The sequence below is a fragment of the Pseudomonas sp. PvP001 genome (genome assembly GCF_040546375.1).
Taxonomy (GTDB): domain Bacteria; phylum Pseudomonadota; class Gammaproteobacteria; order Pseudomonadales; family Pseudomonadaceae; genus Aquipseudomonas; species Aquipseudomonas coleopterorum.
Window position 1 is genome coordinate 3,393,065 of sequence record NZ_JBEPNQ010000001.1, and the last position, 22,052, is coordinate 3,415,116.

Consider the following 22,052-nt stretch of genomic DNA (forward strand, 5'->3'; position numbering starts at 1 on the left):
CACACGTGTGTTCGGAACAAACAAACCTGTACAAAAGTCTTAATAAGTATAAGTTAACGGGATCCTTTTCGCTCAGGTGTCCTATGGTTCATGAGAGAGCCCCGTGTAGGGAAAGTGCCTCTCTCTTGAAAATAGACTAGCGCTGCAGACGCAACGCCACATTGGAGAAAACCTTATGCACATATTGCTGACCGGCGGCACCGGGCTCATTGGCCGCAAGCTTTGCCAGCACTGGGTGGGCCAAGGGCATCAGCTGACCGTGCTCAGTCGCCAGCCGGGGCAGGTCAAGCAGCTGTGCGGGGCCAGTGTGCGCGGCGTGGCGCAGCTTGAAGAAATCGGCGACGAAACGGTCGACGCGGTAGTCAACCTGGCCGGCGCGCCGATTGCCGATCGGCCCTGGACGGCCAAGCGCCGTGCGTTGCTGTGGAGCAGCCGGATCACCCTGACCGAGCGTCTGTTGGCCTGGCTGGAAAGCCGCGCGCAACGCCCCGAAGTGTTGATTTCCGGCTCGGCGGTCGGCTGGTATGGCGACGGTGGCGAACGCGAGTTGAACGAGACGTCGCAACCGGTCAAGGAAGACTTTGCCAGTCACCTGTGCATCGCCTGGGAAGAAACCGCCCTGCGCGCCGAAGCCCTGGGTATCCGTGTGGTGCTGGTGCGTACCGGGCTGGTATTGGCCAGCCAGGGCGGCTTTCTCAAGCGTTTGACACTGCCGTTCAAGCTGGGGCTCGGTGGCCCGATCGGCAGTGGTCGGCAATGGATGCCGTGGGTTCACATCGACGATCAAATCGCCCTGATTGATTTTCTCTTGCACAAGATTCAGTGCCGCGGTCCCTATAATGCCTGCGCGCCGGAACCGGTACGCAATCGCGAATTCGCTCGGCAACTGGGACGCGTACTGCATCGACCGGCTTTTCTGCCGCTGCCATCGCTGGTGCTGAAGGCCGGGCTCGGCGAGCTGTCGGGGCTGCTGCTCGGCGGCCAGCGTGCGCGCCCGGTGGCATTGCAGGCGGCCGGGTTCACGTTTCGCTACAGCGAACTCTCTGCCGCGCTGACCGAACTGTCCCGACGGCTTTGAGCTCTAACCACAGAATCTGGAAATAGGATGCTGCATGACCGATCACGCCCTGCTGCTGGTCAACCTGGGATCGCCCGCATCGACCCAGGTGGCCGATGTACGTAGCTATCTCAACCAGTTCCTGATGGACCCCTATGTCATCGACGTGCCGTGGCCGGTGCGGCGGCTGATCGTGTCGCTGATCCTGATCAAGCGCCCCGAGCAGTCAGCCCATGCCTATGCCTCGATCTGGTGGGACGAAGGCTCGCCACTGGTGGTGCTGACCCGGCGCCTGCAAGCGATCATGACCGAGCAATGGCGCCATGGCCCGGTGGAGGTCGCCATGCGCTACGGCGAGCCCTCGCTGGACACGGCATTGTCGCGTCTGGCCGGGCAGGGTGTGCAGAAGGTGACCCTCGCGCCGCTTTATCCCCAGTTCGCCCAGAGCACTGTGACCACGGTGATCGAGCAGGCTCGCAGGGTGGTGCGCGAGCGCAAGCTGGCGATGCAGTTCAGCGTGCTGCAGCCGTTCTATGACCAGCCCGAATACCTGGATGCACTGGTGGCCAGTGCCAAGCCCTACCTGGCGCAGCCCCATGATCATCTGTTGATGAGCTTCCATGGCTTGCCCGAGCGGCACCTGACCAAGATCGACCCGACCGGCAGCCATTGTCTGCGCACCGCCGACTGCTGCCAGAATGCCCCACCTGAAGTGCTTGCCGTCTGCTACCGCGCCCAGTGCCTGCGCACGGCCAGCGCTTTCGCCGAGCGCATGGGGCTGGCCGAAGGCAGTTGGTCGGTGTCGTTCCAGTCCCGACTGGGCCGGGCCAAGTGGATCGAACCGTACACCGAGGCACGTCTCGACGAATTGGCCAAGCAAGGCGTAAAGAAACTGCTGGTGATGTGCCCGGCCTTCGTTGCCGACTGCATCGAGACCCTTGAGGAAATCGGCGACCGTGGTCGCGAGCAGTTCTGCGAGGCGGGCGGCGAGGAGTTGGTGCTGGTGCCGTGCCTCAACGATCACCCGCAATGGGGGGAAGCCTTGAATACCCTGTGCGAACGGGCGCCGCTGATGCTGTAACGAAGGAATGGAAAACCGGGAGCGCCGTTGCGGCGCTCCCGGCCAGGCTCAGGCTTGAGGTGTCTTCTTCCAGTCGCCGTGCCCTGGCAACAGCAGGTTCAAGGCGATCGCAACCACGGCGCACAAGGCAATGCCCTTGAGGCCGAAATCGTCAGGCCCGGTCCCGGTGCCGACCAGCACGCCACCAATACCGAACACCAACGTCACCGAGACGATCACCAAATTGCGTGCCTCGGCCATGTCGACCTTGTGGCGAATCATGGTGTTCAGGCCCACGGCGGCGATGGAGCCGAACAGCAGGCAGAGGATGCCGCCCATCACCGGCACTGGAATGCTCTGCAGCAGCGCGCCGAACTTGCCCACGAAGGCCAGGCTGATCGCGAAGATCGAGGCCCAGGTCATGATCTTGGGGTTGTAGTTCTTGGTCAGCATGACCGCGCCAGTCACTTCCGCGTAGGTCGTGTTGGGCGGGCCGCCGAACAGCCCGGCGGCGGTGGTGGCGATGCCATCGCCGAGCAGGGTACGGTGCAGGCCGGGCTTCTTCAGGTAGTCACGTCCGGTCACACTGCCTACGGCGATCACGCCACCGATATGCTCGATGGCCGGCGCCAAGGCTACCGGAACGATGAACAGGATGGCCTGCCAGTTGAACGCCGGCGCGGTGAAGTGCGGCAGCGCCAGCCACGAGGCGGCAGCGATCTTGGCCGTGTCGACCACACCGAAGGCGAAGGACATGCCGAACCCGACCAGTACCCCGGCGATGATCGGCACCAGGCGAAAGATGCCCTTGCCGAACACGGCCACGATGATGGTGGTGAGCAGCGCCGGCATCGAGATCCACATGGCCGTGCTGTAGGGGATCAGCTCGGTGCCGTCGCCGGCCTTGCCCATCGCCATGTTGGCAGCGATCGGCGCCATGGCCAGGCCGATGGAGATGACCACCGGCCCGATCACCACCGGTGGCAGCAGGCGATCGATGAAACCGGTGCCCTTGATCTTCACCGCCAGCCCGAGAAAGGTGTAGACGAAGCCGGCGGCCATGATCCCGCCCATGGTTTCGGCCAGGCCGAACTGACCCTTGGCCAAGATGATCGGCGTGATGAAGGCAAAGCTCGATGCCAGGAACACCGGCACCTGACGACCCGTCACCAGTTGGAACAGCAGCGTACCCAACCCGGCGGTGAACAGCGCCACGTTCGGGTCCAGGCCGGTGATCAGCGGCATCAATACCAGCGCGCCGAATGCTACGAAGAGCATCTGGGCACCGGAGAGCACCTGCCGCCATAGCGGATCGTTGAACTCGTCCTGCATGGGTCAGGCGTCCTTCTGCTTGGTGCCGAAGATCTTGTCGCCGGCATCGCCCAGGCCGGGGATGATGTAGCCGTGTTCGTTCAGGCGTTCGTCGATCGAAGCGGTGTAGATCTGCACGTCGGGATGCGCCTTCTCCACGGCGGCGATGCCCTCGGGAGCAGCCACCAGCACCATGGCGCGGATTTCCTTGCAGCCGGCCTTCTTCAGCAGGTCGATCGTGGCAACCATCGAGCTGCCGGTGGCCAGCATCGGGTCGATGATCATCGCCAGGCGCTCGTCGATCTCGGGTACCAGCTTCTCCAGGTAGGTGTGCGCTTCGAGCGTGTCTTCGTTGCGTGCAACGCCGACGGCGCTGACCTTGGCGCCCGGGATCAGGCTGAGCACGCCGTCGAGCATGCCGATGCCGGCGCGCAGGATGGGCACCACGGTGATTTTCTTGCCGGCGATCTTTTCGACCTGCACCGGGCCGGCCCAGCCTGGAATCTCGTAGTTTTCCAGGGGCAGATCCTTGGTAGCCTCGTAGGTGAGCAAAGCTCCGACTTCCTGGGCGAGTTCGCGGAAGTTCTTGGTGCTGATGTCGGCACGGCGCATGAGGCCGAGCTTGTGGCGGATCAGCGGGTGGCGGATCTCACGGATAGGCATGGGGAAAGGCTCCGAACGGGCAAAAAAACGGCGGTAGATTAATCTATTGTATCGAGGTGTCCTATAGACATGCTGCACGTTAGTACATGAAACCTTGGATTGTGCTTGATTCGTGCCGGGTGTGTGCGTACCTTTGCCCGCTTTTCTTCCACCGCCCCCCTTGGAGAGCGCCATGTCCGCTGATCTCGAGCACATCCGTCAAGTCATGCGAGAGGCCGACTGCCTATATACAGAAGCCCAGGTCGAGGCCGCCATCGCCAAGGTCGGCGCGCAGATCAACGCTGAACTGGCCGAGCGCAATCCGGTGGTGTTCTGTGTGATGAACGGCGGGCTGATCTTCTCCGGCAAGCTGCTGACTCACCTCAATTTCCCGCTGGAGGCGTCGTACCTGCACGCCACCCGCTATCGCAACGAAACCCGCGGTGGCGACCTGTTCTGGAAGGCCAAGCCGGAAATCTCCTTCATCGACCGCGACGTGCTGATCATCGATGACATTCTCGATGAGGGCCATACGCTCAGCGCCATCATCGATTTCTGCAAGCATGCCGGCGCGCGTGCCGTGCACACGGCGGTGCTGATCGATAAAGACCATGACCGCAAGGCCAGCCCAGACCTCAAGGCCGACTTCGTGGGCTTGCCGTGCATCGACCGCTACATCTTTGGCTACGGTATGGATTACAAGGGCTACTGGCGCAACGCCGCTGGCATCTTTGCCGTCAAAGGCTTGTAAAGCCTGCGGCACCTCATGCGCCGCCGACGCGGCTCGCGCCGCTGCTACAGAAATACCGCGATCCCCCGTAGCAGCGGCGCAAGCCGCGTCCCGCACCGTTGACACAGAAACACCGCGATCCCCTGTAGCAGCGGCGCAAGCCGCGTCCGGCCTCGCAACGGATTCAAACCCCTGCTACATGCTAAAGTCAGCGGCTCTTTCACAAGGAGCCGCTCATGCGCCTGATCGTTGCCACCATTGCCTTGCTGACCTGTCTGCCGCTGGTCGCCGCGCCTGCGCATGGGCCCCTGCACGCACAATTCCTGCCGCCGGATGAACAATCCCTGCGTCAGGGCGATCCGCAACAACAGCTGCTGCAGGTGACCAGCTACTCGGTGGTCATGGGCAACCAGCGGCTTTCCAACCAGCAACCCATCCCCGTCACCGCACCCATGCTGCTGCGCTTGAAAGGCAAGGCGCTCAGCAAGGATGCGAAGCTGGCCGAAGTGCTGATCACCTTCGACGGCGAAAGCAAAAGCCTGAAGCGGCCGGCTTTCGACGAGGCCAGCGGTACCCTGGCCTTGACCTATCCACTGAGTCAGTACCGGATCCTGCTCGATCTGCTGCGCAACGATACCGTCTATGTGCAATTTCTCAGCTATCCGAATGGCCATGTCTGGGCCGATCTACACACCGCAGGCGTACGCGCGCGTTGAGCCCATGGCCGTGCCGAAGGTAGACTGCCAGCCCCGTGAATGACCGTGATAGCCAGTGGAGTCGGTAATGCGTAAAGACAAGAAGCAATTGATTGGCGATGAGATCGGCGATGAGCAGATCAAGCTGTTCCTGAATTTCGAGCCGGTCGATGCCACCTCGCCGTCGCTGCACAAGCTGATCAAGGCGTATCGTGGTTTGCGTGTCGATGATTTCGCACGCTTTCTGGTGTTCTTCAAAGAGGCCGGCTACGAGCTCGACGGCAAGGACGAACACGGCAACGATTTTGTCGCGTTGATTCGCGATCAGCGCAACGCCCAGGAATACATCGACCTGATCCAGCAAGCCCAGGCCTGACGCGCCCCCCCCTGTAGCAGCGGCGCAAGCCGCGTCGGCGGCCAACGCGGGGCATCTGGAAGAACGCAATGCCCCCCGGACGCGGTGTATCAGGAACACCGCGGCGCACCCGGACGCGGCTCGCGCCGCTGCTACAAGGGCGGTGCAAGCCGCGTCGGCGGCATATGCGGTGTATCTGGAAAAACGCGGCGCACCCGGACGCGGCTTGCGCCGCTGCTACAAGGGCGGTGCAAGCCGTGTCGGCGGCACATGCGGTGTAAGTGGAAAAACGCGGTGCCCCCGGACGCGGCTCGCGCCGCTGCTACAGGGGCGACGCGATCCCATGTAGCAGCGGCGCAAGCCGCGTCGGCTGTATACGCTATGGGCCGGCAGGAACACGCCGGGGCTCAGGCGTAATACTGCACGCCGTCGGTTTTCTCGGTGAGTTCGAGCGCCACGTCGCTGTCATGGCTGACACGACGATAAACCTCGGCATCCACCGCCAGCACCTTTTCGCGCGCCGGGAAGATCTCCGCCAGCTTGGTCGCCCAGGCCGGTGAGCGCGTCTGCTCGGGGAAGCAGCGTTCCAGCAGGTCGAGCATGATCGACACGGTCACCGACGCCCCAGGAGAGGCCCCCAGCAACGCCGCCAGCGAGCCATCGGCCGCCGACACCAACTCGGTACCGAATTGCAGCACGCCGCCTTTCTTCGGATCCTTCTTGATGATCTGCACACGCTGGCCAGCCACTTCCAGCCGCCAATCTTCGGCACGGGCCTCGGGGTAGAAGCGACGCAACGATTCCAGACGCTGCTCCATGGACTGACGCACTTCGCTCATCAGGTACTTGGTCAGGTCCATGTTGTCCCGTGCCACGGCCAGCATCGGGCCAATGTTGGCCGCGCGTACCGAGAGGGGCAGGTCGAGGAACGAGCCATGCTTGAGGAACTTGGTGGTGAAGCCCGCATACGGCCCGAACAGCAGCGACTTGTTGCCATCGACCACGCGGGTGTCCAGGTGCGGCACGGACATGGGCGGCGAGCCCACGGCAGCCTGGCTGTAGACCTTGGCCTGATGCCGCTTGACCACCTCGGGATTGTCGCAGCGCAGCCACTGGCCGCTTACCGGGAACCCGCCAAAGCCCTTGCCTTCCTCGATACCGGACATCTGCAACAGCGGCAATGCCGCACCACCGGCGCCCAGGAACACGAATTTGGCATCGATCTCGCGAGTGTTGCCACTGTTGACGTCCTTGACGGTGACGGTCCAGCCACTGCCCTTGCGGGCAAGGCCGGTGACTTTCTTGCAGTACTTGACCTGCGCGCCCGGCGCACTGGCCAGGTGGGCCAGAAGCTTGTTGGTCAGGGCGCCGAAGTTGACGTCGGTGCCGCCCATCACACGGGTGGCGCTGATGTGCTGGTCGGCAGGCCGACCCGGCATCATCAACGGCATCCATTCGGCCATCTTCGCCTTGTCTTCGGTGTATTCCATGTCCGCGAAGGCATGGTGGGTCTTGAGCAGTTCATAGCGCTTCTTCAGGAAGGCCACGCCCTTGTCACCCTCGACATAGCTCAGGTGCGGTACCGGACTGATGAACGAGCGCGCCGAACCGAAGCTGCTCTTCTTGCTCAGGTAGGCCCAGAACTGCTTGGACACCTCGAACTGGGTATTGATCTGCACGGCTTTCTTGATATCGATGGAGCCATCGGCGGCTTGCGGCGTGTAGTTGAGCTCACACAGACCGGCGTGGCCGGTACCGGCGTTGTTCCACGGATTGGAGCTTTCCGCGGCACCGGAATCCATGAGCTCGACGACTTCCAGCTTCAATGCCGGGTCGAGTTCCTTGAGCAGTACGGCCAAGGTGGCACTCATGATGCCGGCCCCTACCAATACCACGTCGACTGCTTCGTTTTGCGCCATTTAACGCGTCTCCAAAATCTTCAGCACCCATTGACAGCATGGGACCCCGGTACGTCTGTGCAGGCCTGGGTCGCCATGTCCGAAACTTCGCAACTGCATCGCTGAATGGCCTGTGCCGACGGGTTCGTCGGGCATGGCCCATGAACTCACGTCTGGCCCGCCAGCGCAATTCATAGGACCAAGGTTCATGGAACCCGGTCGATACGCGCGCTCAGCGACCGAAACCCTTCATGCGAAGCGTTCGATCCTTCCTCGTTGGGCTGTTCGGGACGCAGATAGTGCTGGTACAGATCCAAGACTTTTCATTTGCTCGCCACACTCTTGTGAAGTTGTGAAACCCGTTTTTTCACGCTCTTTTGGAGTCGTGAACCTCAAGAAGGCTGCTTGGGAAACCGGCAGCGGCAGGGGTGGCGCAAGCAAATGGAAACGCCAGCGCGTGACCTGCGTGGGCGGCTCTCTGTGGGCGGTGCGGAAGCCAAGACGAGTGCGTTGGCGGTGATGCGAGGCCCGATCAGGAGACGTCCTTATAATCGGGGGAAGATTATAGCGATGAAACGTGGCGAGTTGATCGTTATTTACAGGCTTTTGGTGACCGGGCAGTCAGGCATGCACGGCTCGAATGCCGCCAGCCCCCGTGGCATGGGCGCTGACGCGGGCATGGGCGGGCAGTGGGCTGGCCCAACCATTGTGGGCGAATATCGCCAACCTCGACCCAACCGTCGCCGCTGGGGGGCAGTTGGCACTGTTTGAAGGCGCGGCACAGACCCTGTCGGTCGAGCGCGACGTAGCAGCGGTAGGGCTGGCTGGCCCGGAACAGAGACTTGAGAAAACCCATGAGTGTTTCTCCGTGCGGTGGACTGTGGAGCCGATACTGCCCAAGGACGGTGACAGGCTGATGACACGCCGCGCATCGCGGTTGCATGCGCATGTTTCATGGCTGGTCCATTGCCTCCAGGCCCCGCTATACTCCCGGCTTATTCACTGCCCGTTGCCGGAGAGATGCGCATGTTGCACCGCCTGTTGTTCACCATGATCACTGTGACCAGTCTGACGTTGGTCGGTTGTGCCAACAGCCCGCAACAACTCAGCCCGCAGCCGCGCCTGACCTCGCAGTTCGCCGCCGTCGGCCAGGGCCAGGCCGTGGCCGTGCGCGTCGTCGATGGCCGACCTTCGCCCACCCTGGGCACCCGTGGTGGCCTGTATCCGGAAACCAGCGCGGTGAGCGTGGCCCCCAACGACGTATTGCCCAAGCTGCAGGCCCAGGCCGAAGCAGCCGTTCGCCTGCTGGGCTTCACGCCCACTGCGAACAACGGCAGCGCGCCGACGCTGACCATTACCCTGGCCGAACTCAAGTACCAGTCGCCCAAGGACAAGATGTACGTCACCGAAGCCAACATTGGCGCAACGTTCAAGGCCGACGTCACCAACGGTGGTCGCCACTACAGCGGCCGCTACGGCGCTTCGCTGAACCAGCGATTCGGCATGGCGCCGAATCAGGAAACCAATACCAAGCTGGTCAGCGACGTCCTCAGCGACGCACTGACCCGCGTGTTCAAGGACGCCACCATCGGCCAGACCCTGTCCCAGCGCAATTTCTGACAGCGTCGGCCAGGCATGAAAAAGCCCGCGTTCATCGCGGGCTTTTTTGTGGGTCGGGTTTTATCGGGTGCAGCATTCAGGCAGCGCGCATGTGAAAGTCGAGCAGGCTGATGCCGGTGCCCAGGTCCAGCTCCGGCCAGTCGCCATGTTGATGACCGCCGAGCGCGCAGTACACCAGCCACTGTCGATCCTGGACATTGAAGGCCAGGGCGTCGATCAGGGCTTCCTGCTCGTCGCTGGCGGCAATGTGGTAGAGGCGATCCTGGTTCAGGGCGTGCAGCATGACGGGCATCCAAAGCGTGTTGGGTAAGGGTGCAACACGATGCCTGCTTTGTATGAAGGGGGCGTGACGGACCCATGACCGTCCCGTTACGCCCCTTGCACTGGTCGACCCTAAAGCGGCAGTCCCGCCTTGACCCGATACTGGTTGCGCACCGGCGTGGCGTATTGCAGCACCAGGAATGGTCGTTGCTCCACCGGGCATTCGCGCAGCCGGCGCAGCCATTCGGCGCGGGCCTTTTCCAGCTCGGCGGCGGGAAACACATCGGCCGCCGCTGGCACCTGCAGTTCAGGGTCGGCATCGGCCCACTGCGCATAGGCCAGGTAGTGCACCGGGAACAGGCGATAGCCGCCCAGGATCTGTCGATCGATTTCCGTGGCCAGCTGCTTGGTGTCTTCGAACAGCTCGGTGATGGGCGGTGCGAAGTTGATGTGCACCCGGCCCTTGTAGCCGGTGATGCCCTGGGCAATGCTGACGTCGTCTTCGCCGGGCGCCTTGTTGTAGGCGCCCTTGGTCGCGCGAATGTACAGCTCGCGCGCTTTAGCCTGGTCGCAGGGGTCGTACTCGTAGCTGATCGACACCGGTGTCAGGTTCAGCGCCTTGATCGTTTCGCCGAAGGGCTCGTCCTTGCGGCTCATGTGGAACATCTTGAGGATCGCCGAGTCGGTACGGTCGTCACCGTCCTTGGCCCGGCCCTCGGCCTGGGCAATCCAGATCGAGGCGACGTCGTTACGGATCGAGTGGTTGATGTAGGCAGACAGCAGTTGGTAGGACGCCAGTTTTTCCCGGCGCCCGACCAGCGAGCGATGGACGATGAAGCTCTTGTTCAGGCGCATCAGGTCGCTGACAAACGGCTTCTGCAGCAGGTTGTCGCCGATGGCGATGCGCGGCGTCGGCAGCCCGGCGTGATACACCGCGTAGTTGACGAACGCCGGATCCATGACGATATCGCGATGGTTGGCCAGAAACAGATACGCGCTGCCGGACTTGAACTGCTCGACGCCGGTGTAGGTCACACCGTCCGTGGCGCGGTCGATGGTGTGGTCGACGTAGAACTCGACCTTGTCCTGCAAGGTTGCCACGTTGGTGACATCCTTGAACTCGCGGCGCAGGCGCCGCGCGATCAGTGGCTTGAGCAGCCAGCCAAAGGTCTTGGCCTGACGCGGGAAGCGGAAGTGGGTGAGGATATCCAGGAATGCCGGGTCGCTGAGCAACCGTGCCAGAACGGCAGGTACTTCAGCGTCGTCGTACGGTCGGATGGCATCGAATTCGCCCATCATGCTCTCTTGTTGGAAACGGCTAAGGTAAAGGTACAGGCGCAAGGTTGTGGGCAAAGGGTAGGGGCCCATGTAGCCAACGGCCTGCAAACAGAGTGGCGATTATACGCACAAGTGAGCCGTGGAGGCCGCGATGCTGGAAACCCAAGATTACTATTGCCCCTATTGCGGCGAGCCAGCCGAGGCGGTGCTCGACCTGTCCGCTGGCGATCAGGACTATATAGAAGACTGCCCGGTTTGCTGCCGCCCCATCGTCTTCGCCCTGCAGACCGATGGCGAAGACTGGTCGCTGCACGTGCGCAGCGAGAACGAGTGATGCAGCGCATCTACGAGCCCGCCAGCCTGCTGGAGGCACAGATGCTTCTGGGCATGCTGGAAAACGAAGGGGTGGGTGCGCACCTGGCAGGGCGGGATCTGGTCGGCGGGATGGGCGATCTGCCTGCCATGGGCCTGCTGGGTTTGCTGGTGGCCGACGAGCAGGCCGATTACGCACGGCAGCTGATCGGTGAGTACAATCGCTGCGCTGCCCATGTCGGGTGATGAGCCCGACAGTTTTCCCGGGGTTCTGCTGTGCTAGACCCCTCAAGAGTTTTTTCCTGATGTGTGGACGTTTTGCCTTGTTTCGCTGGTCACCCGGTTTCGCTGCGCAGGAGGGCTTTCCCGAAGGCCAGCAGGTGCAATGGAACATATCGCCGGGTGACTCGGTGCTGATCCAGCGCCGCGAAGGTGAGCGCTCGACTCTGGCCAAGGCACGCTGGGGGCTGACCCCGCCGTGGTTGACCGACCTGTCGCGGACCCCGGCCCACGCGCGTGCCGAGACGGTGGCCGAACAGCCGATGTTTCGCGAGGCCCTGCGCCTGCGCCGCTGCCTGATTCCGGCCAACGGCTTCTACGAATGGCGGGGCAATGTGCGCAAACGGCCGTTCTGGCTGACGCCGGGAGAGGGGTCTTCGCTGTTTTTCGCGGGGATCTGGGAAGCCTACCCGGTGCAGGAGCAGGTCTGGCTGAGCACGGCGGTGGTGACTCAGCCGGCGATGAGCCAGCGTCGGCCGCTGATCCTCGATGCCGCCGGTCAGGCGGCCTGGCTGGATCCGGAAACGCCCATGGCCACCCTGCAGTCGCTGCTCGCCGCGCCCCAGGCTGCGCTGCGCGAACGCCCCTTGGCGAACCTGGTCAACGACCCCAAACTCAATGCCCCTGAATGCCTGACCCCGGCGTGATGTCTTTCCAGCGACCGCGTCGCTCTTTTCGCGGCCACTGACCGCTCCTACGGGGGAGGGGAAGGGGGCGGTGCACCCGTAGGAGCGGTCAGTGGCCGCGAAGCAGTCACCGCGGTGCATCAGGCCGAGCACCTGCGCAGGTGTCGTGTCCGATATGCACCGTGTAGGATACCGCCAGGTTTACCAGGAGAGTCCCAATGGGCAAGTTCTTCATTCCGGCCACCCTGGCCGTCAGCGTGCTGCTGGCCGGTTGTCAGGCCGTCAATACCACCAGCTCCGGCGCCGTGGGTGTCGATCGCAAGCAATACATGTTCAGCATGTTGTCCACCGATGAGGTGAACAAGATGTACGCACAGTCCTACCAGCAGACCTTGACCGAGGCCAGCGGCAAGGGTGTGCTCGACAAGACCAGCGCCGAGGCCAAGCGCGTGCAGGCGATCGCCGATCGGCTGATCGCCCAGGCCCCCAAGCTGCGCCCGGATTCGGCGCAGTGGCAATGGGAAGTGAACCTGATCAAGAGTGACGAGCTCAACGCCAACTGCGGTCCCGGCGGCAAGATCATTGTCTACACCGGCCTGATCGACACCCTGAAACTCACCGACGACGAAATCGCCGCCGTGATGGGCCATGAAATCGCCCACGCCCTGCGCGAGCACGGTCGCGAAGCGATGTCCAAGGCCTATGGCATCCAGATGGCGCGCAGCGGGGCAGGGGCCTTGCTGGGGCTGGGCGAAGACAGCCTGAAACTGGCCGACACCGTGGTCAACTACAGCCTGACCCTGCCCAACAGCCGCAGCAACGAGAACGAAGCCGACCTGTTCGGCCTGGAGCTGGCGGCGCGTGCCGGGTTCGACCCCAACGCCGCGATCACCTTGTGGAACAAGATGACCGCAGCGGCAGGCAGCAACTCGCCACCAGAATTCATGAGCACTCACCCGGCATCGGCGAGCCGGATTTCTTCATTGCAGGCGGCGATTCCCAAGGTCATGCCGTTGTATGAGCAGGCGAAGAAGTCCTGATGTATCGCGGCGCCTGATTCGCGGGCAGAGACCCGCTCCCACAGGGGACCTCGGTATGAAGGTTCTTCTGTGGGAGCGGGGCGGGCGGCGAGCCCTCTGCCCGCGAAGGCCTCACCGCCCATCTACACCCAGCCGCTGACCTTCATCGCCTGATACACCGCAACGAACGCCAGAATGAAAAACGCCCCCGAGGCCAATCGGCGGATCAACGTCAGCGGCAGCTTGTCGGCAGCGAAATTACCCGCCAGCACCACTGGCACGTTGGCAATCAGCATGCCCAGCGTGGTGCCGATGATGACCATCAGCAAGTGCGGATACTGCGCGGCCAGCATCACCGTCGCGACCTGGGTCTTGTCGCCGATCTCGGCAATGAAAAATGCGATCAACGTGGTCATGAACGGCCCGTAGCGCCGTGCTGTGTTGGCTTCGTCGTCGTCGATCTTGTCCGGTATCAGGGTCCACAGCGCGGTGGCGGCAAAGCTTGCGGCCAGGATCCAGTGCAGGGCGACATCGGAGAAGAAGCTGCTGAACCAGGCGCCCACCGCACCGGCGGCTGCATGGTTGGCCAAGGTGGCGGCGACGATGCCAGCGATGATCGGCCAGGGCTTGCGGAAGCGCGCCGCAAGGATCAAGGCGAGCAACTGGGTCTTGTCGCCGATTTCGGCCAAGGCCACCAGCCCGGTAGGGACAAGTAGGGATTCCAACATCAGGAGCGTTCCTATGGGGGCGGGTCGACACGGCTATGACACGAACAGCCTCCCCGCCCCGGGTAAGGTGTGCGTGTCATAGGTCTTGTCAAACCCGGGCCGTCTGTGCGGCCGCTGGGTCGCACGCGCCATGGCCTGAGGGCCAAGTATGTTGACGCGTGCCTGGCGAGCTGGCGCTCGCGGGAGACTACTCCCCTAGGACGGTGCGGATTCTGCCTAGGCGATCACGATAGGGCAAGAAAATATTTCGCTATTTGACGGCGCGATAAATCTTGAAACCGCGACCCTCGGCCACTGTCTGGCAGCGCCCGAAAGCGCCTTCGATCAGCGGCTGATAGCGCAGGAAACTATTGGCAACCAAGCGAAGTTCGCCGCCTTTTTTCAGATGTTGGCTGGATTTTTCCAGCAAGTTTTCTGCGGCGTGATAGCTGGTATGAACGCCCGAGTGGAACGGTGGGTTGCTGATGATGGCATCCAGATGCAACGGCGCGGCATCGATACCGTCACCGGTGATGACGCAGGCTTCCAGCCCATTGGCCGCCAGGGTCAGACGGCTGCTGGCCGTGGCGAAGGCATCGACATCGAGCAACGTCAGCTGGTTGTCCGGGTAGCGACGTTTGAGGCTGGCACCCACCACGCCGGCACCGCAGCCGAAATCCAGCAGATGGCCGCGAGGCAGACCGTCGATGTGTTCGAGCAGCAGCTCGGTGCCGCGGTCCAGTCGACCGTGACTGAACACGCCCGGCAGGCTGATCACGGTCAACGGCTCGCCAGCGATCTCCAGTTGATAGCGCTGCGCCAGACTTTCCAGTTCCACGGCCTGCGGCGCCTGTTCGACCGTCACTTGCCACAACTGACAATGGCGTGCGCTGTCCAGCTTGCGCGGCTTGCCGAAGGCGTGCAGCAGCTTCGCCGCACCTTCGATGCCACCGCGCTTTTCGCCCACCAGATACAACTCGCGACCCTGCAAGCGGGCGGCCAGGGCATTGAGCAGATAACTGGTCAGCTCGCGCGACTTGGGCAGGAACACCACCGCGCCTTCAAACGCCGTCTCAGGGACATTCACCCCGAAATGGCTGCGGCCTTCGAAGCGCGCGTCCAGCGCCGCCTGATCGCCGGCATGCCAGCACCAGCCGGCGGCGTTCGGCAACTGGCCGAAGAGGTCATCGGCAGGCAGCCCGGCCAATAACAGCTGACCTTGGAACAAGTTGGCCTGACGAAGCAGCACTTCACTGCGCGGGTCCATTGGAAGGCTCCTGGCAAAAGCGCGGATTCTAACAGACCACGGCCCTTGTCAGACGCTGCGGATGGGCTGTCCGGCGAAGAAGGCCGTGGCGTTTTCCGCCAGTTGACCAATGATCCGCTGGCGTGCCTCGACACTGCCCCAGGCACTGTGCGGGGTGACGATCAGGCGCGGGATATCGTCGGCCAGCAGGGGGTTGCCGTCCACGGGCGGCTCCACACTGAGCACGTCGGTGGCCGCTCCGCCCAGGTGGCCACGGCGCAGGGCATCGGCCAGGGCCTGCTCGTCGATGATGCCGCCGCGCGCGGTGTTGACCACGAAGGCATTGGGCTTGAGCAGAGCCAGTTCCGGCGCGCCGATCATGTGTCGGGTGTGCTCGTTGAGCGGGCAGTGCAGGGTCAGGGCATCGATCTGCGGCAGCAACTCATGCAGCGGCAGGCGATCGGCGCGTGGCGGTCGACCGGGAATCTGCCCCAGCAGCACGCGCATGCCGAAGGCTTCGGCCAGCTTGGCGACCGCGCCGCCCAGTTCGCCATGGCCCAGCAGGCCGAGGGTCTTGCCGTCGAGTTCGACGATGGGGAAGTCCAGCAGACAGAACTGCTTGGCCCGCTGCCATTGGCCGGCCGCGATCTCGCGCTGGTAATCGGGCAGTCGGGTCGCCAGGGCCAGCAACAGCATCAGGGTGTGCTGGGCCACCGAGGGGGTGCCGTAGCCTTGGCAATTGCACACGGTGATACCGAGCTTGCGCGCCGCTTTCAGGTCGACGTTGTTGGTGCCGGTGGCCGACACCAGCACCAGTTTCAGATCCGGGCAGGCCTGCAGGGTCGCGGCGTCCAGGTCGATCTTGTTGCTGATGGCTACCGTTACGCCGCGCAGGCGCTCGACCAGTTGCTCAGGCGTCGTGCTGGGATAGAGCTGCAGGTCGTCGAAGCAGGCCTTGAGCGCGGCAGGGTCCAGGTCACCCAGGTCCAGGGAGCTGTAGTCGAGGAAGGCGGCACGGTGAGCGGGCATGGGTGAACCTCTTGAAGTGGTTGTGGATGTTCTACCATAGCTGCCGGATGAAAATCTTGTGGCCTGGCCTGCTGACGTGAGGTAGCGTCCGGGACTGCTTGAGGTCATCACCGTGTTTGCCACTGCCGCTTGGAGCCTGCTGTCATGTACTGGACCGAATTTCTCACCGTTGCCTTCATTCACCTGCTTGCGGTGGCCAGCCCGGGACCGGACTTCGCGGTGGTGGTGCGAGAGAGCGTCAGCCACGGCCGCCAGGCCGGGCTGTGGACGGCGCTGGGTGTGGGCACGGCGATCTTCGTGCACGTGGGGTATTCGCTGCTGGGCATCGGCCTGATCGTGTCCCAGTCCATCGTGCTGTTCAATGCCTTGAAATGGGCCGCCGCCGCGTACTTGCTGTACATCGGCTTCAAGGCCTTGCGCGCCCAGCCGGCGCCGCTCGGCGAGTCCACCCACAGTGCGGCACCGGTACAGCGCACACCCAAGGCCGCCTATGTGGCCGGGTTCATGACCAACGGTTTGAACCCAAAGGCCACGCTGTTCTTTCTGTCCTTGTTCACCGTGGTCATCAGCCCCCACACGCCCCTGGTCATCCAGGCCGGTTACGGCGTCTACCTGGCGCTGGCCACGGCGCTGTGGTTCTGCATGATCGCCCTGCTGTTCAGCCAGCGTCGGGTCCGCGAAGGCTTCGCCAGAATGGGGCACTGGTTCGACCGCGCCATGGGCGTGGTTCTGGTGGCGCTGGGCGTGAAGATCGCCTTGAGCGAAATACGCTGAATCGGCATGGCATGCACGCCGGATAGCGCGCCTTGCTGGCTATAATGGCCAGGCAGCAGCCCTTGCCAGCACCACAACGAACATGGAACAGCGTCGATGAATTCAGTAAACCTGCCCTGTCGCCGGGCCAGATTACCCGTGGCGGTCGGTCTGGCGACGCTTGCCGGGCCGGCGCTTGCCGTCAGCTTCAACATCGGCGAAATCGAAGGCCAGTTCGATTCCGCGCTGTCGGTCGGCGCCAGTTGGTCCACCGCTGGCGCGAACCGCAACCTGATCGGCGTCAACAACGGTGGGTCGGGCCTGTCGCAGACCACCGACGACGGCCATCTGAACTTCAAGAAAGGCGAAACCTTTTCCAAGATCTTCAAGGGGCTGCACGACCTGGAGCTGAAGTACGGCGACACCGGCGTGTTCATTCGCGGCAAGTACTGGTACGACTTCGAACTCAAGGACGAAGGCCGACCCTTCAAGGACATCAGCGACAGCAACCGCAAGGAAGCCGCGCAGTCCTCCGGCGGGCAGATTCTCGACGCGTTCGTCTACCACAACTACGCCATCGGCGATCAACCGGGCTCCGTGCGCCTGGGCAAGCAGGTGGTCAGCTGGGGCGAGAGCACGTTCATCCAGAACGGCATCAATGCGCTCAATCCGATCGACGTCTCGGCCTTTCGCCGACCCGGTGCCGAGGTCAAGGAGGGGCTGATCCCGGTCAACCTGTTCTACGTCTCCCAGAGCCTGACCGACAACCTTTCCGCCGAAGCCTTCTACCAGCTCGAATGGGACCAGACGGTGACCGACAACTGCGGCACGTTCTTCGCCCAGGCAGACGTCGCCGCCGATGGCTGCAGCGATAATCTGCGTCTGCTGGCCAAGCGTTCGAGCCTGCCGGCTGCGGCCCTGCCAGCGCTGACCGCTGCCGGTGTGGATGTCAACGAGGAGGGCGTGCGGGTGCGCCGCAGCGGCGACCGCGATGCGCGCGACAGCGGCCAGTTCGGCGTGGCGCTGCGTTACAACTACGATCCGCTGGACACCGAATTCGGTGCCTACTTCATGAACTACCACAGCCGCCTGCCGCTGTTCAACGCCACCGGGGCATCGGCCGCGACCTATGTGGCAGCGTCACGGGCCGGCGCATTGGGCCCGTTGCTGGTGGCGGGTGACTCCAGCTACTTCTACGACTTTCCCGAGGACATCCGCCTCTACGGGCTGAGCTTCGCCACCACGCTGCCCACTGGCACGGCCTGGAGTGGCGAGGTCAGCTACCGGCCCAATGCGCCGGTGCAACTCAACACCACCGACATTCTCTTTGCCGGTGTGCGTCCGCTGGGCGGCGCGTACAGCAACGCGTCAGTGCTCGACGGCACGCCCGGAGAAGACCTGAAAGGCTACCGCCGAAAAGAGATCACCCAGCTGCAAACCACCCTGACTCATTTTTTCGATCAGGTCATGGGCGCCGAGCGGCTGACGGTGGTGGGCGAGGTCGGGGTCACCCATGTCGGCGGTCTGGAGAGCTCTTCGCAGATGCGCTATGGGCGTGACGCGATCTTTGGCCCTGGCGCCTTGCCTGCTACCGGTGGCCTGGACACCTGCGCCGCCATCCTCAACACCGGCACCATAGCCGGGGCCGGGCCGGGCACCTCGGCCAGCAATCGCTCGCGCAACTGCACCGATGGCGGCTTCACCACCAGCACCTCGTGGGGCTATCGCGCCCGCGCCATCTGGGACTACAACAGCGTGTTCGCCGGGATCAACCTGCGGCCCAGTATCGCCTGGTCGCACGACGTGTCCGGCTACTCGCCCGGCCCCGGCGGCAACTTCGAGGAAGGCCGCAAGGCGGTCAGCCTCGGGCTCGATGCCGAGTACCAGAACACCTACACGGCGAGTCTGTCGTACACCAATTTTTTCGACGGCAAGTACACCACGGTGGATGACCGCGACTTCGTTGCGCTCAGCTTCGGCGTGAATTTCTGAGCCACCCTGTTCGAGACGATCGGCCATGAACACAAGAACGATGCTGATGCAGGCCGGAATCTTCGGCCTTTCCCTGTGGGCCGGCGCTGCCATGGCAGCGGTCAGCGCACAGGAGGCCGAGCAACTGGGCACCCGCCTGACGCCATTGGGCGCCGAGAGGGCCGGCAATGCCGACGGCTCCATCCCGGCCTGGGCGCCGATGCCGCGCACCGCCGGTACGGTCGACAGCAAAGGGTTTCTCTCCGACCCCTACGCCAGCGAGAAGCCCCTGTTCACCATCACCGCGCAGAACGTCGAGCAGTACAAGGCCAGGTTGGCGCCGGGCCAGTATGCGATGTTCAAGCGCTATCCGGACACCTTCACGATGCCGGTCTACCCCTCCCATCGCGGAGCGAGTGTGCCGGACGAGGTTGCGAGTGCGATCAAGGTCAACGCGACGCATGCTCGGCTGATCGGTGACGGCAACGGTGTGGAGGGCTTTCAGGCGGCCACTCCGTTTCCCATCCCCAAGACCGGCATCGAGGTCATCTGGAACCACATCACCCGCTACCGGGGCGGCAGCGTCTCGCGGCACGTGACCCAGGCCACGCCGCAACCCAATGGCTCCTACAGCCTGGTGTATTTCCAGGACCAGTTCGTGTTCCGCGACAGGATGAAGGATTTCGATCCGCAGCATCCCGGCAACGTGCTGTTCTATTTCAAGCAGGACGTCATCGCGCCGGCGCGTCTGGCGGGCACCGTGCTGTTGGTCCACGAGACTCTGGATCAGGTGGCCGAACCGCGTCAGGCGTGGATCTACAACGCCGGGCAACGCCGTGTGCGACGCGCGCCGCAGGTGGCCTACGACGGCCCGGGCACCGCAGCCGATGGCCTGCGTACTTCGGATAACCTGGACATGTTCAACGGCGCTCCGGATCGCTACGACTGGCAACTGGTAGGCAAGCAGGAAATGTTCATCGCCCAGAACAGCCACCGGCTCGACTCGCCCAATCTCAAATACGCGGACATCCTCAAGGCCGGCCACATCAACCAGGACCTGGCCCGCTACGAACTGCGCCGTGTATGGCACGTGGTCGCCACGCTCAAGCCCGGTCAGCGGCACATCTACGCCAAGCGCGACTTCTACTTCGACGAAGACACCTGGCAGGCGGCCGTGATCGATCATTACGATGGCCGTGGACAGCTGTGGCGCGTGGCCGAAGCGCACGCGCAGAACTACTACGACAAGCAGGTGCCCTGGACCACCCTGGAGGTGCTCTATGACCTGCAGTCGGGACGTTACCTGGCGCTGGGCATGAAGAACGAGGAAAAGCAGTCCTACGACTTCGGCTTCACCGCCACCACTTCCGATTTCACCCCGGCGGCGCTGCGCCAGGACGGGGTACGCTAGCAGGCTGCAGGCCATGGCTGACGAGGGCTGAGAGCGCGACACGGGAATCTTTCCCGGTTTTTGCCCTCCAAGTCAGTCACAAGTTCACGACCCGTCGCCGCATTTTTTCAGCAGATTTCCGCCTTCATGTAGTAGGAGTTGCCCATGTTTACCTCGCGTCGCTTGATCACTGCCGCCGCTGCCATCGCCCTGTTGTCCGGGTGCGCGTCGCAGAATCCGTATGAAAACCAGGGTCAGGCCCAAGGTTCGTCGGGCATCAGCAAAACCGCCAAGTATGGCGGGCTGGGTGCACTGGCCGGCGCCGTGGCCGGTGCCGCCATCGACCACAACAACCGTGGCAAGGGCGCGCTGATCGGCGCTGCCGTGGCCGGCGCCGCTTCGGCAGGCTATGGCTACTATGCCGACCGCCAGGAAGCCGCGCTGCGTGAAAGCATGGCCAACACCGGTGTGGAAGTGCAGCGCCAGGGCGATCAGATCAAGCTGATCATGCCGGGCAACATCACCTTCGCCACCGACTCGTCGAACATCTCCAGCAGCTTCTACACCCCGCTGAACAACCTGGGCAATTCGTTCAAGCAGTTCAACGAGAACAACATCGAGATCGTTGGCTACACCGACAGCACCGGCGGCCGTCAGCACAACATGGACCTGTCGCTGCAGCGTGCCCAGGCGGTCAGCAACTACCTGACTGCGCAGGGCGTTGATGGCTCGCGCCTGTCGGTACGCGGCGCAGGTCCCGACCAGCCGATCGCCAGCAACGCCGACGCCAACGGCCGTGCCCAGAACCGCCGTGTCGAAGTCAACCTCAAGCCGATTCCCGGCCAGCAGTACTCGCAGCCGGCCCAGCAGTAGCAATCACTGCAAGGCTTGCAAAAAAATCCCGCTCGGCAGCGGGATTTTTCATGGGCGATCAGTCTTTCTTCAGCCGCTCCAGCGTCGCGTCCTTCTGTGTCCACAGCGTATTCACCCAGGTCTGGAACAGCGCGCGGTACGTCTCGTCCTGGTCATAGCTGTGGCCGATGAATTGCTCGGGGATCGGCAGTTCCTCGAACAGCACGTGGATTTCGCCCACTCGGCCGCACAGCAGGTCCCAGAATCCGGGTGCGCCCTGTGGGTAGTAGATCGTCACGTTGACCATCGACTGCAACTGTTCGCCCATGGCATCGAGCACGAAGGCGATGCCTCCAGCCTTGGGCTTGAGCAGGTGGCGAAACGGTGAGCCCTGCTGGGCGTGTTTGGCCCGGGTGAACCGGGTGCCTTCGGCGAAGTTGAAGATGGCGGTCGGCTTGCCGCGGAAGCGGGCGCAGGCGCGGCGGGTGGTGAGCAGGTCTTCGCCCTTCTTCTCCGGATGCTTGGCCAGGTAGGCCTTGGAATAGCGCTTCATGAACGGGAAACCGAGCGCCCACCAGGCCAGGCCGATGACGGGTACCCAGATCAGCTCGCGCTTGAGAAAGAATTTCAGCGGCCGGATGCGTCGGTTGAGCACGTATTGCAGGACCAGGATATCCACCCAGCTCTGGTGGTTGCTGGTCACCAGGTAGGAATGCTGGTAGTCCAGCCCCTGCAAGCCCTCGACCTTCCAGCCAATGCCGCCGAGCAGGTTCATCCAGGCCTTGTTGTTGCTGATCCAGGCTTCGTGGATGTGGCGCATCAGTTCGTCGGTCAGGCGCTGCGCCGCCGCGAAGGGCAGGCACAGCTTGATCAGGCTGACGATGAACAGCGGCGTGCAGCAAACGATGGTGTTAAGGGCCAGCAGCAGGGCGGCGCACAGCCCGGTAAGAATCTGCAAGAT

At 63.2% G+C, this 22,052-nt stretch carries 22 protein-coding genes, 1 pseudogene and 1 riboswitch; of the genes and pseudogenes, 14 read left to right on the forward strand and 9 right to left on the reverse strand.

The features are described 5' to 3' along the window. Nucleotides 1-175 precede the first annotated feature (175 nt). Nucleotides 176-1,078 carry a TIGR01777 family oxidoreductase gene (locus ABMD26_RS15530; RefSeq protein ID WP_134723676.1) on the forward strand — a complete coding sequence of 301 codons (903 nt, stop codon included), beginning with the start codon at nt 176-178 and terminating at the stop codon, nt 1,076-1,078. 34 nt (nt 1,079-1,112) lie between these two features. Beyond that, nucleotides 1,113-2,138 (forward strand): ferrochelatase, encoded by a 1,026-nt coding sequence (hemH, locus tag ABMD26_RS15535; protein WP_134723675.1) that lies wholly within the window; start codon nt 1,113-1,115, stop codon nt 2,136-2,138. A gap of 48 nt (nt 2,139-2,186) precedes the next feature. On the opposite strand, the gene ABMD26_RS15540 is transcribed toward hemH, so the two are convergent. Together ABMD26_RS15540 and upp are read right to left on the reverse strand one after the other, a co-directional pair. After that, nucleotides 2,187-3,449 (reverse strand): uracil-xanthine permease family protein, encoded by a 1,263-nt coding sequence (locus ABMD26_RS15540; RefSeq protein ID WP_090360249.1) that lies wholly within the window; start codon nt 3,447-3,449, stop codon nt 2,187-2,189. Between the two features lie 3 nt (nt 3,450-3,452). Next, nucleotides 3,453-4,091, reverse strand: a complete 639-nt coding sequence (upp, locus tag ABMD26_RS15545) for a uracil phosphoribosyltransferase (RefSeq protein ID WP_043192936.1) — start codon at nt 4,089-4,091, stop codon at nt 3,453-3,455. A 172-nt stretch (nt 4,092-4,263) separates the two neighbouring features. Here upp and ABMD26_RS15550 point away from each other — a divergent pair, with 172 nt between their 5' ends. The 3 genes from ABMD26_RS15550 to ABMD26_RS15560 all read left to right on the forward strand — a co-directional run bounded on the left by ABMD26_RS15550 (nt 4,264) and on the right by ABMD26_RS15560 (nt 5,871). Next, entirely contained in the window at nt 4,264-4,821 is a 558-nt protein-coding gene (locus ABMD26_RS15550; RefSeq protein WP_049861201.1) for a hypoxanthine-guanine phosphoribosyltransferase, read from the forward strand. 215 nt (nt 4,822-5,036) lie between these two features. Beyond that, nucleotides 5,037-5,516 carry a hypothetical protein gene (locus ABMD26_RS15555; protein ID WP_354310573.1) on the forward strand — a complete coding sequence of 160 codons (480 nt, stop codon included), beginning with the start codon at nt 5,037-5,039 and terminating at the stop codon, nt 5,514-5,516. A gap of 67 nt (nt 5,517-5,583) precedes the next feature. Beyond that, the gene (locus tag ABMD26_RS15560; RefSeq protein ID WP_090360245.1) at nt 5,584-5,871 is read left to right on the forward strand and encodes a PA4642 family protein; all 288 of its coding nucleotides are present in this window, start codon (nt 5,584-5,586) and stop codon (nt 5,869-5,871) included. A 386-nt stretch (nt 5,872-6,257) separates the two neighbouring features. On the opposite strand, the gene mqo is transcribed toward ABMD26_RS15560, so the two are convergent. Further along, on the reverse strand, nt 6,258-7,769 hold the full coding sequence (mqo, locus tag ABMD26_RS15565) for a malate dehydrogenase (quinone) (RefSeq protein WP_090360243.1): 1,512 nt from the start codon (nt 7,767-7,769) through the stop codon (nt 6,258-6,260). A gap of 1,005 nt (nt 7,770-8,774) precedes the next feature. On the opposite strand from mqo, the gene ABMD26_RS15570 reads away from it, so the two are divergent. Then, nucleotides 8,775-9,368, forward strand: coding sequence for a YajG family lipoprotein (locus tag ABMD26_RS15570; RefSeq protein ID WP_049861206.1), 594 nt, complete (start codon nt 8,775-8,777; stop codon nt 9,366-9,368). A 76-nt stretch (nt 9,369-9,444) separates the two neighbouring features. Here the strand turns inward: ABMD26_RS15570 and ABMD26_RS15575 are convergent, their stop codons facing one another. Together ABMD26_RS15575 and ABMD26_RS15580 are read right to left on the reverse strand one after the other, a co-directional pair. After that, on the reverse strand, nt 9,445-9,651 hold the full coding sequence (locus ABMD26_RS15575; RefSeq protein WP_043192943.1) for a hypothetical protein: 207 nt from the start codon (nt 9,649-9,651) through the stop codon (nt 9,445-9,447). Between the two features lie 110 nt (nt 9,652-9,761). Beyond that, nucleotides 9,762-10,928 carry a 1-acyl-sn-glycerol-3-phosphate acyltransferase gene (locus ABMD26_RS15580; protein ID WP_049861207.1) on the reverse strand — a complete coding sequence of 389 codons (1,167 nt, stop codon included), beginning with the start codon at nt 10,926-10,928 and terminating at the stop codon, nt 9,762-9,764. Between the two features lie 130 nt (nt 10,929-11,058). Between ABMD26_RS15580 and ABMD26_RS15585 the strand changes: the two genes are divergently transcribed. The 4 genes and pseudogenes from ABMD26_RS15585 (at nt 11,059) to ABMD26_RS15600 (ending at nt 13,164) form a co-directional block, all read left to right on the forward strand. Then, nucleotides 11,059-11,241: a CPXCG motif-containing cysteine-rich protein gene (locus ABMD26_RS15585; RefSeq protein WP_354310577.1), complete on the forward strand. Its 183-nt coding sequence runs from the start codon at nt 11,059-11,061 to the stop codon at nt 11,239-11,241. Further along, nucleotides 11,241-11,502, forward strand: a pseudogene (locus ABMD26_RS15590) (putative signal transducing protein). Before ABMD26_RS15585 ends, ABMD26_RS15590 begins: the two are co-directional and overlap by 1 nt. Before the next feature lie 22 nt (nt 11,503-11,524). Further along, nucleotides 11,525-12,145, forward strand: a complete 621-nt coding sequence (locus ABMD26_RS15595; RefSeq protein WP_354310579.1) for an SOS response-associated peptidase — start codon at nt 11,525-11,527, stop codon at nt 12,143-12,145. 197 nt (nt 12,146-12,342) lie between these two features. Further along, the gene (locus tag ABMD26_RS15600; protein WP_049861211.1) at nt 12,343-13,164 is read left to right on the forward strand and encodes a M48 family metallopeptidase; all 822 of its coding nucleotides are present in this window, start codon (nt 12,343-12,345) and stop codon (nt 13,162-13,164) included. Between the two features lie 122 nt (nt 13,165-13,286). Here the strand turns inward: ABMD26_RS15600 and ABMD26_RS15605 are convergent, their stop codons facing one another. The 3 genes from ABMD26_RS15605 to ABMD26_RS15615 all read right to left on the reverse strand — a co-directional run bounded on the left by ABMD26_RS15605 (nt 13,287) and on the right by ABMD26_RS15615 (nt 16,125). Beyond that, complete coding sequence (locus ABMD26_RS15605; RefSeq protein WP_056844144.1) at nt 13,287-13,871, reverse strand: TMEM165/GDT1 family protein; 585 nt, start codon at nt 13,869-13,871, stop codon at nt 13,287-13,289. 90 nt (nt 13,872-13,961) lie between these two features. Next, a riboswitch (yybP-ykoY riboswitch) is annotated at nt 13,962-14,079 on the reverse strand. A 42-nt stretch (nt 14,080-14,121) separates the two neighbouring features. Beyond that, nucleotides 14,122-15,117 (reverse strand): methyltransferase, encoded by a 996-nt coding sequence (locus ABMD26_RS15610; RefSeq protein WP_134723672.1) that lies wholly within the window; start codon nt 15,115-15,117, stop codon nt 14,122-14,124. Nucleotides 15,118-15,165: 48 nt separating this feature from the next. Continuing rightward, nucleotides 15,166-16,125: a 2-hydroxyacid dehydrogenase gene (locus ABMD26_RS15615; protein ID WP_354310582.1), complete on the reverse strand. Its 960-nt coding sequence runs from the start codon at nt 16,123-16,125 to the stop codon at nt 15,166-15,168. 144 nt (nt 16,126-16,269) lie between these two features. Here ABMD26_RS15615 and ABMD26_RS15620 point away from each other — a divergent pair, with 144 nt between their 5' ends. From ABMD26_RS15620 to ABMD26_RS15635, 4 genes are all read left to right on the forward strand, one after another. Next, on the forward strand, nt 16,270-16,899 hold the full coding sequence (locus ABMD26_RS15620) for a LysE family translocator (protein WP_354310584.1): 630 nt from the start codon (nt 16,270-16,272) through the stop codon (nt 16,897-16,899). A 96-nt stretch (nt 16,900-16,995) separates the two neighbouring features. Continuing rightward, complete coding sequence (locus ABMD26_RS15625) at nt 16,996-18,870, forward strand: DUF1302 domain-containing protein (protein WP_354310586.1); 1,875 nt, start codon at nt 16,996-16,998, stop codon at nt 18,868-18,870. Nucleotides 18,871-18,895: 25 nt separating this feature from the next. Then, nucleotides 18,896-20,260: a DUF1329 domain-containing protein gene (locus ABMD26_RS15630; RefSeq protein ID WP_354310588.1), complete on the forward strand. Its 1,365-nt coding sequence runs from the start codon at nt 18,896-18,898 to the stop codon at nt 20,258-20,260. Nucleotides 20,261-20,404: 144 nt separating this feature from the next. Continuing rightward, nucleotides 20,405-21,112, forward strand: coding sequence for a YiaD family glycine zipper/OmpA-like lipoprotein (locus ABMD26_RS15635; protein WP_192001146.1), 708 nt, complete (start codon nt 20,405-20,407; stop codon nt 21,110-21,112). Between the two features lie 58 nt (nt 21,113-21,170). On the opposite strand, the gene yihG is transcribed toward ABMD26_RS15635, so the two are convergent. Beyond that, complete coding sequence (yihG, locus tag ABMD26_RS15640) at nt 21,171-22,049, reverse strand: 1-acylglycerol-3-phosphate O-acyltransferase, YihG family (protein WP_240050165.1); 879 nt, start codon at nt 22,047-22,049, stop codon at nt 21,171-21,173. Between the last annotated feature and the right edge of the window lie 3 nt (nt 22,050-22,052).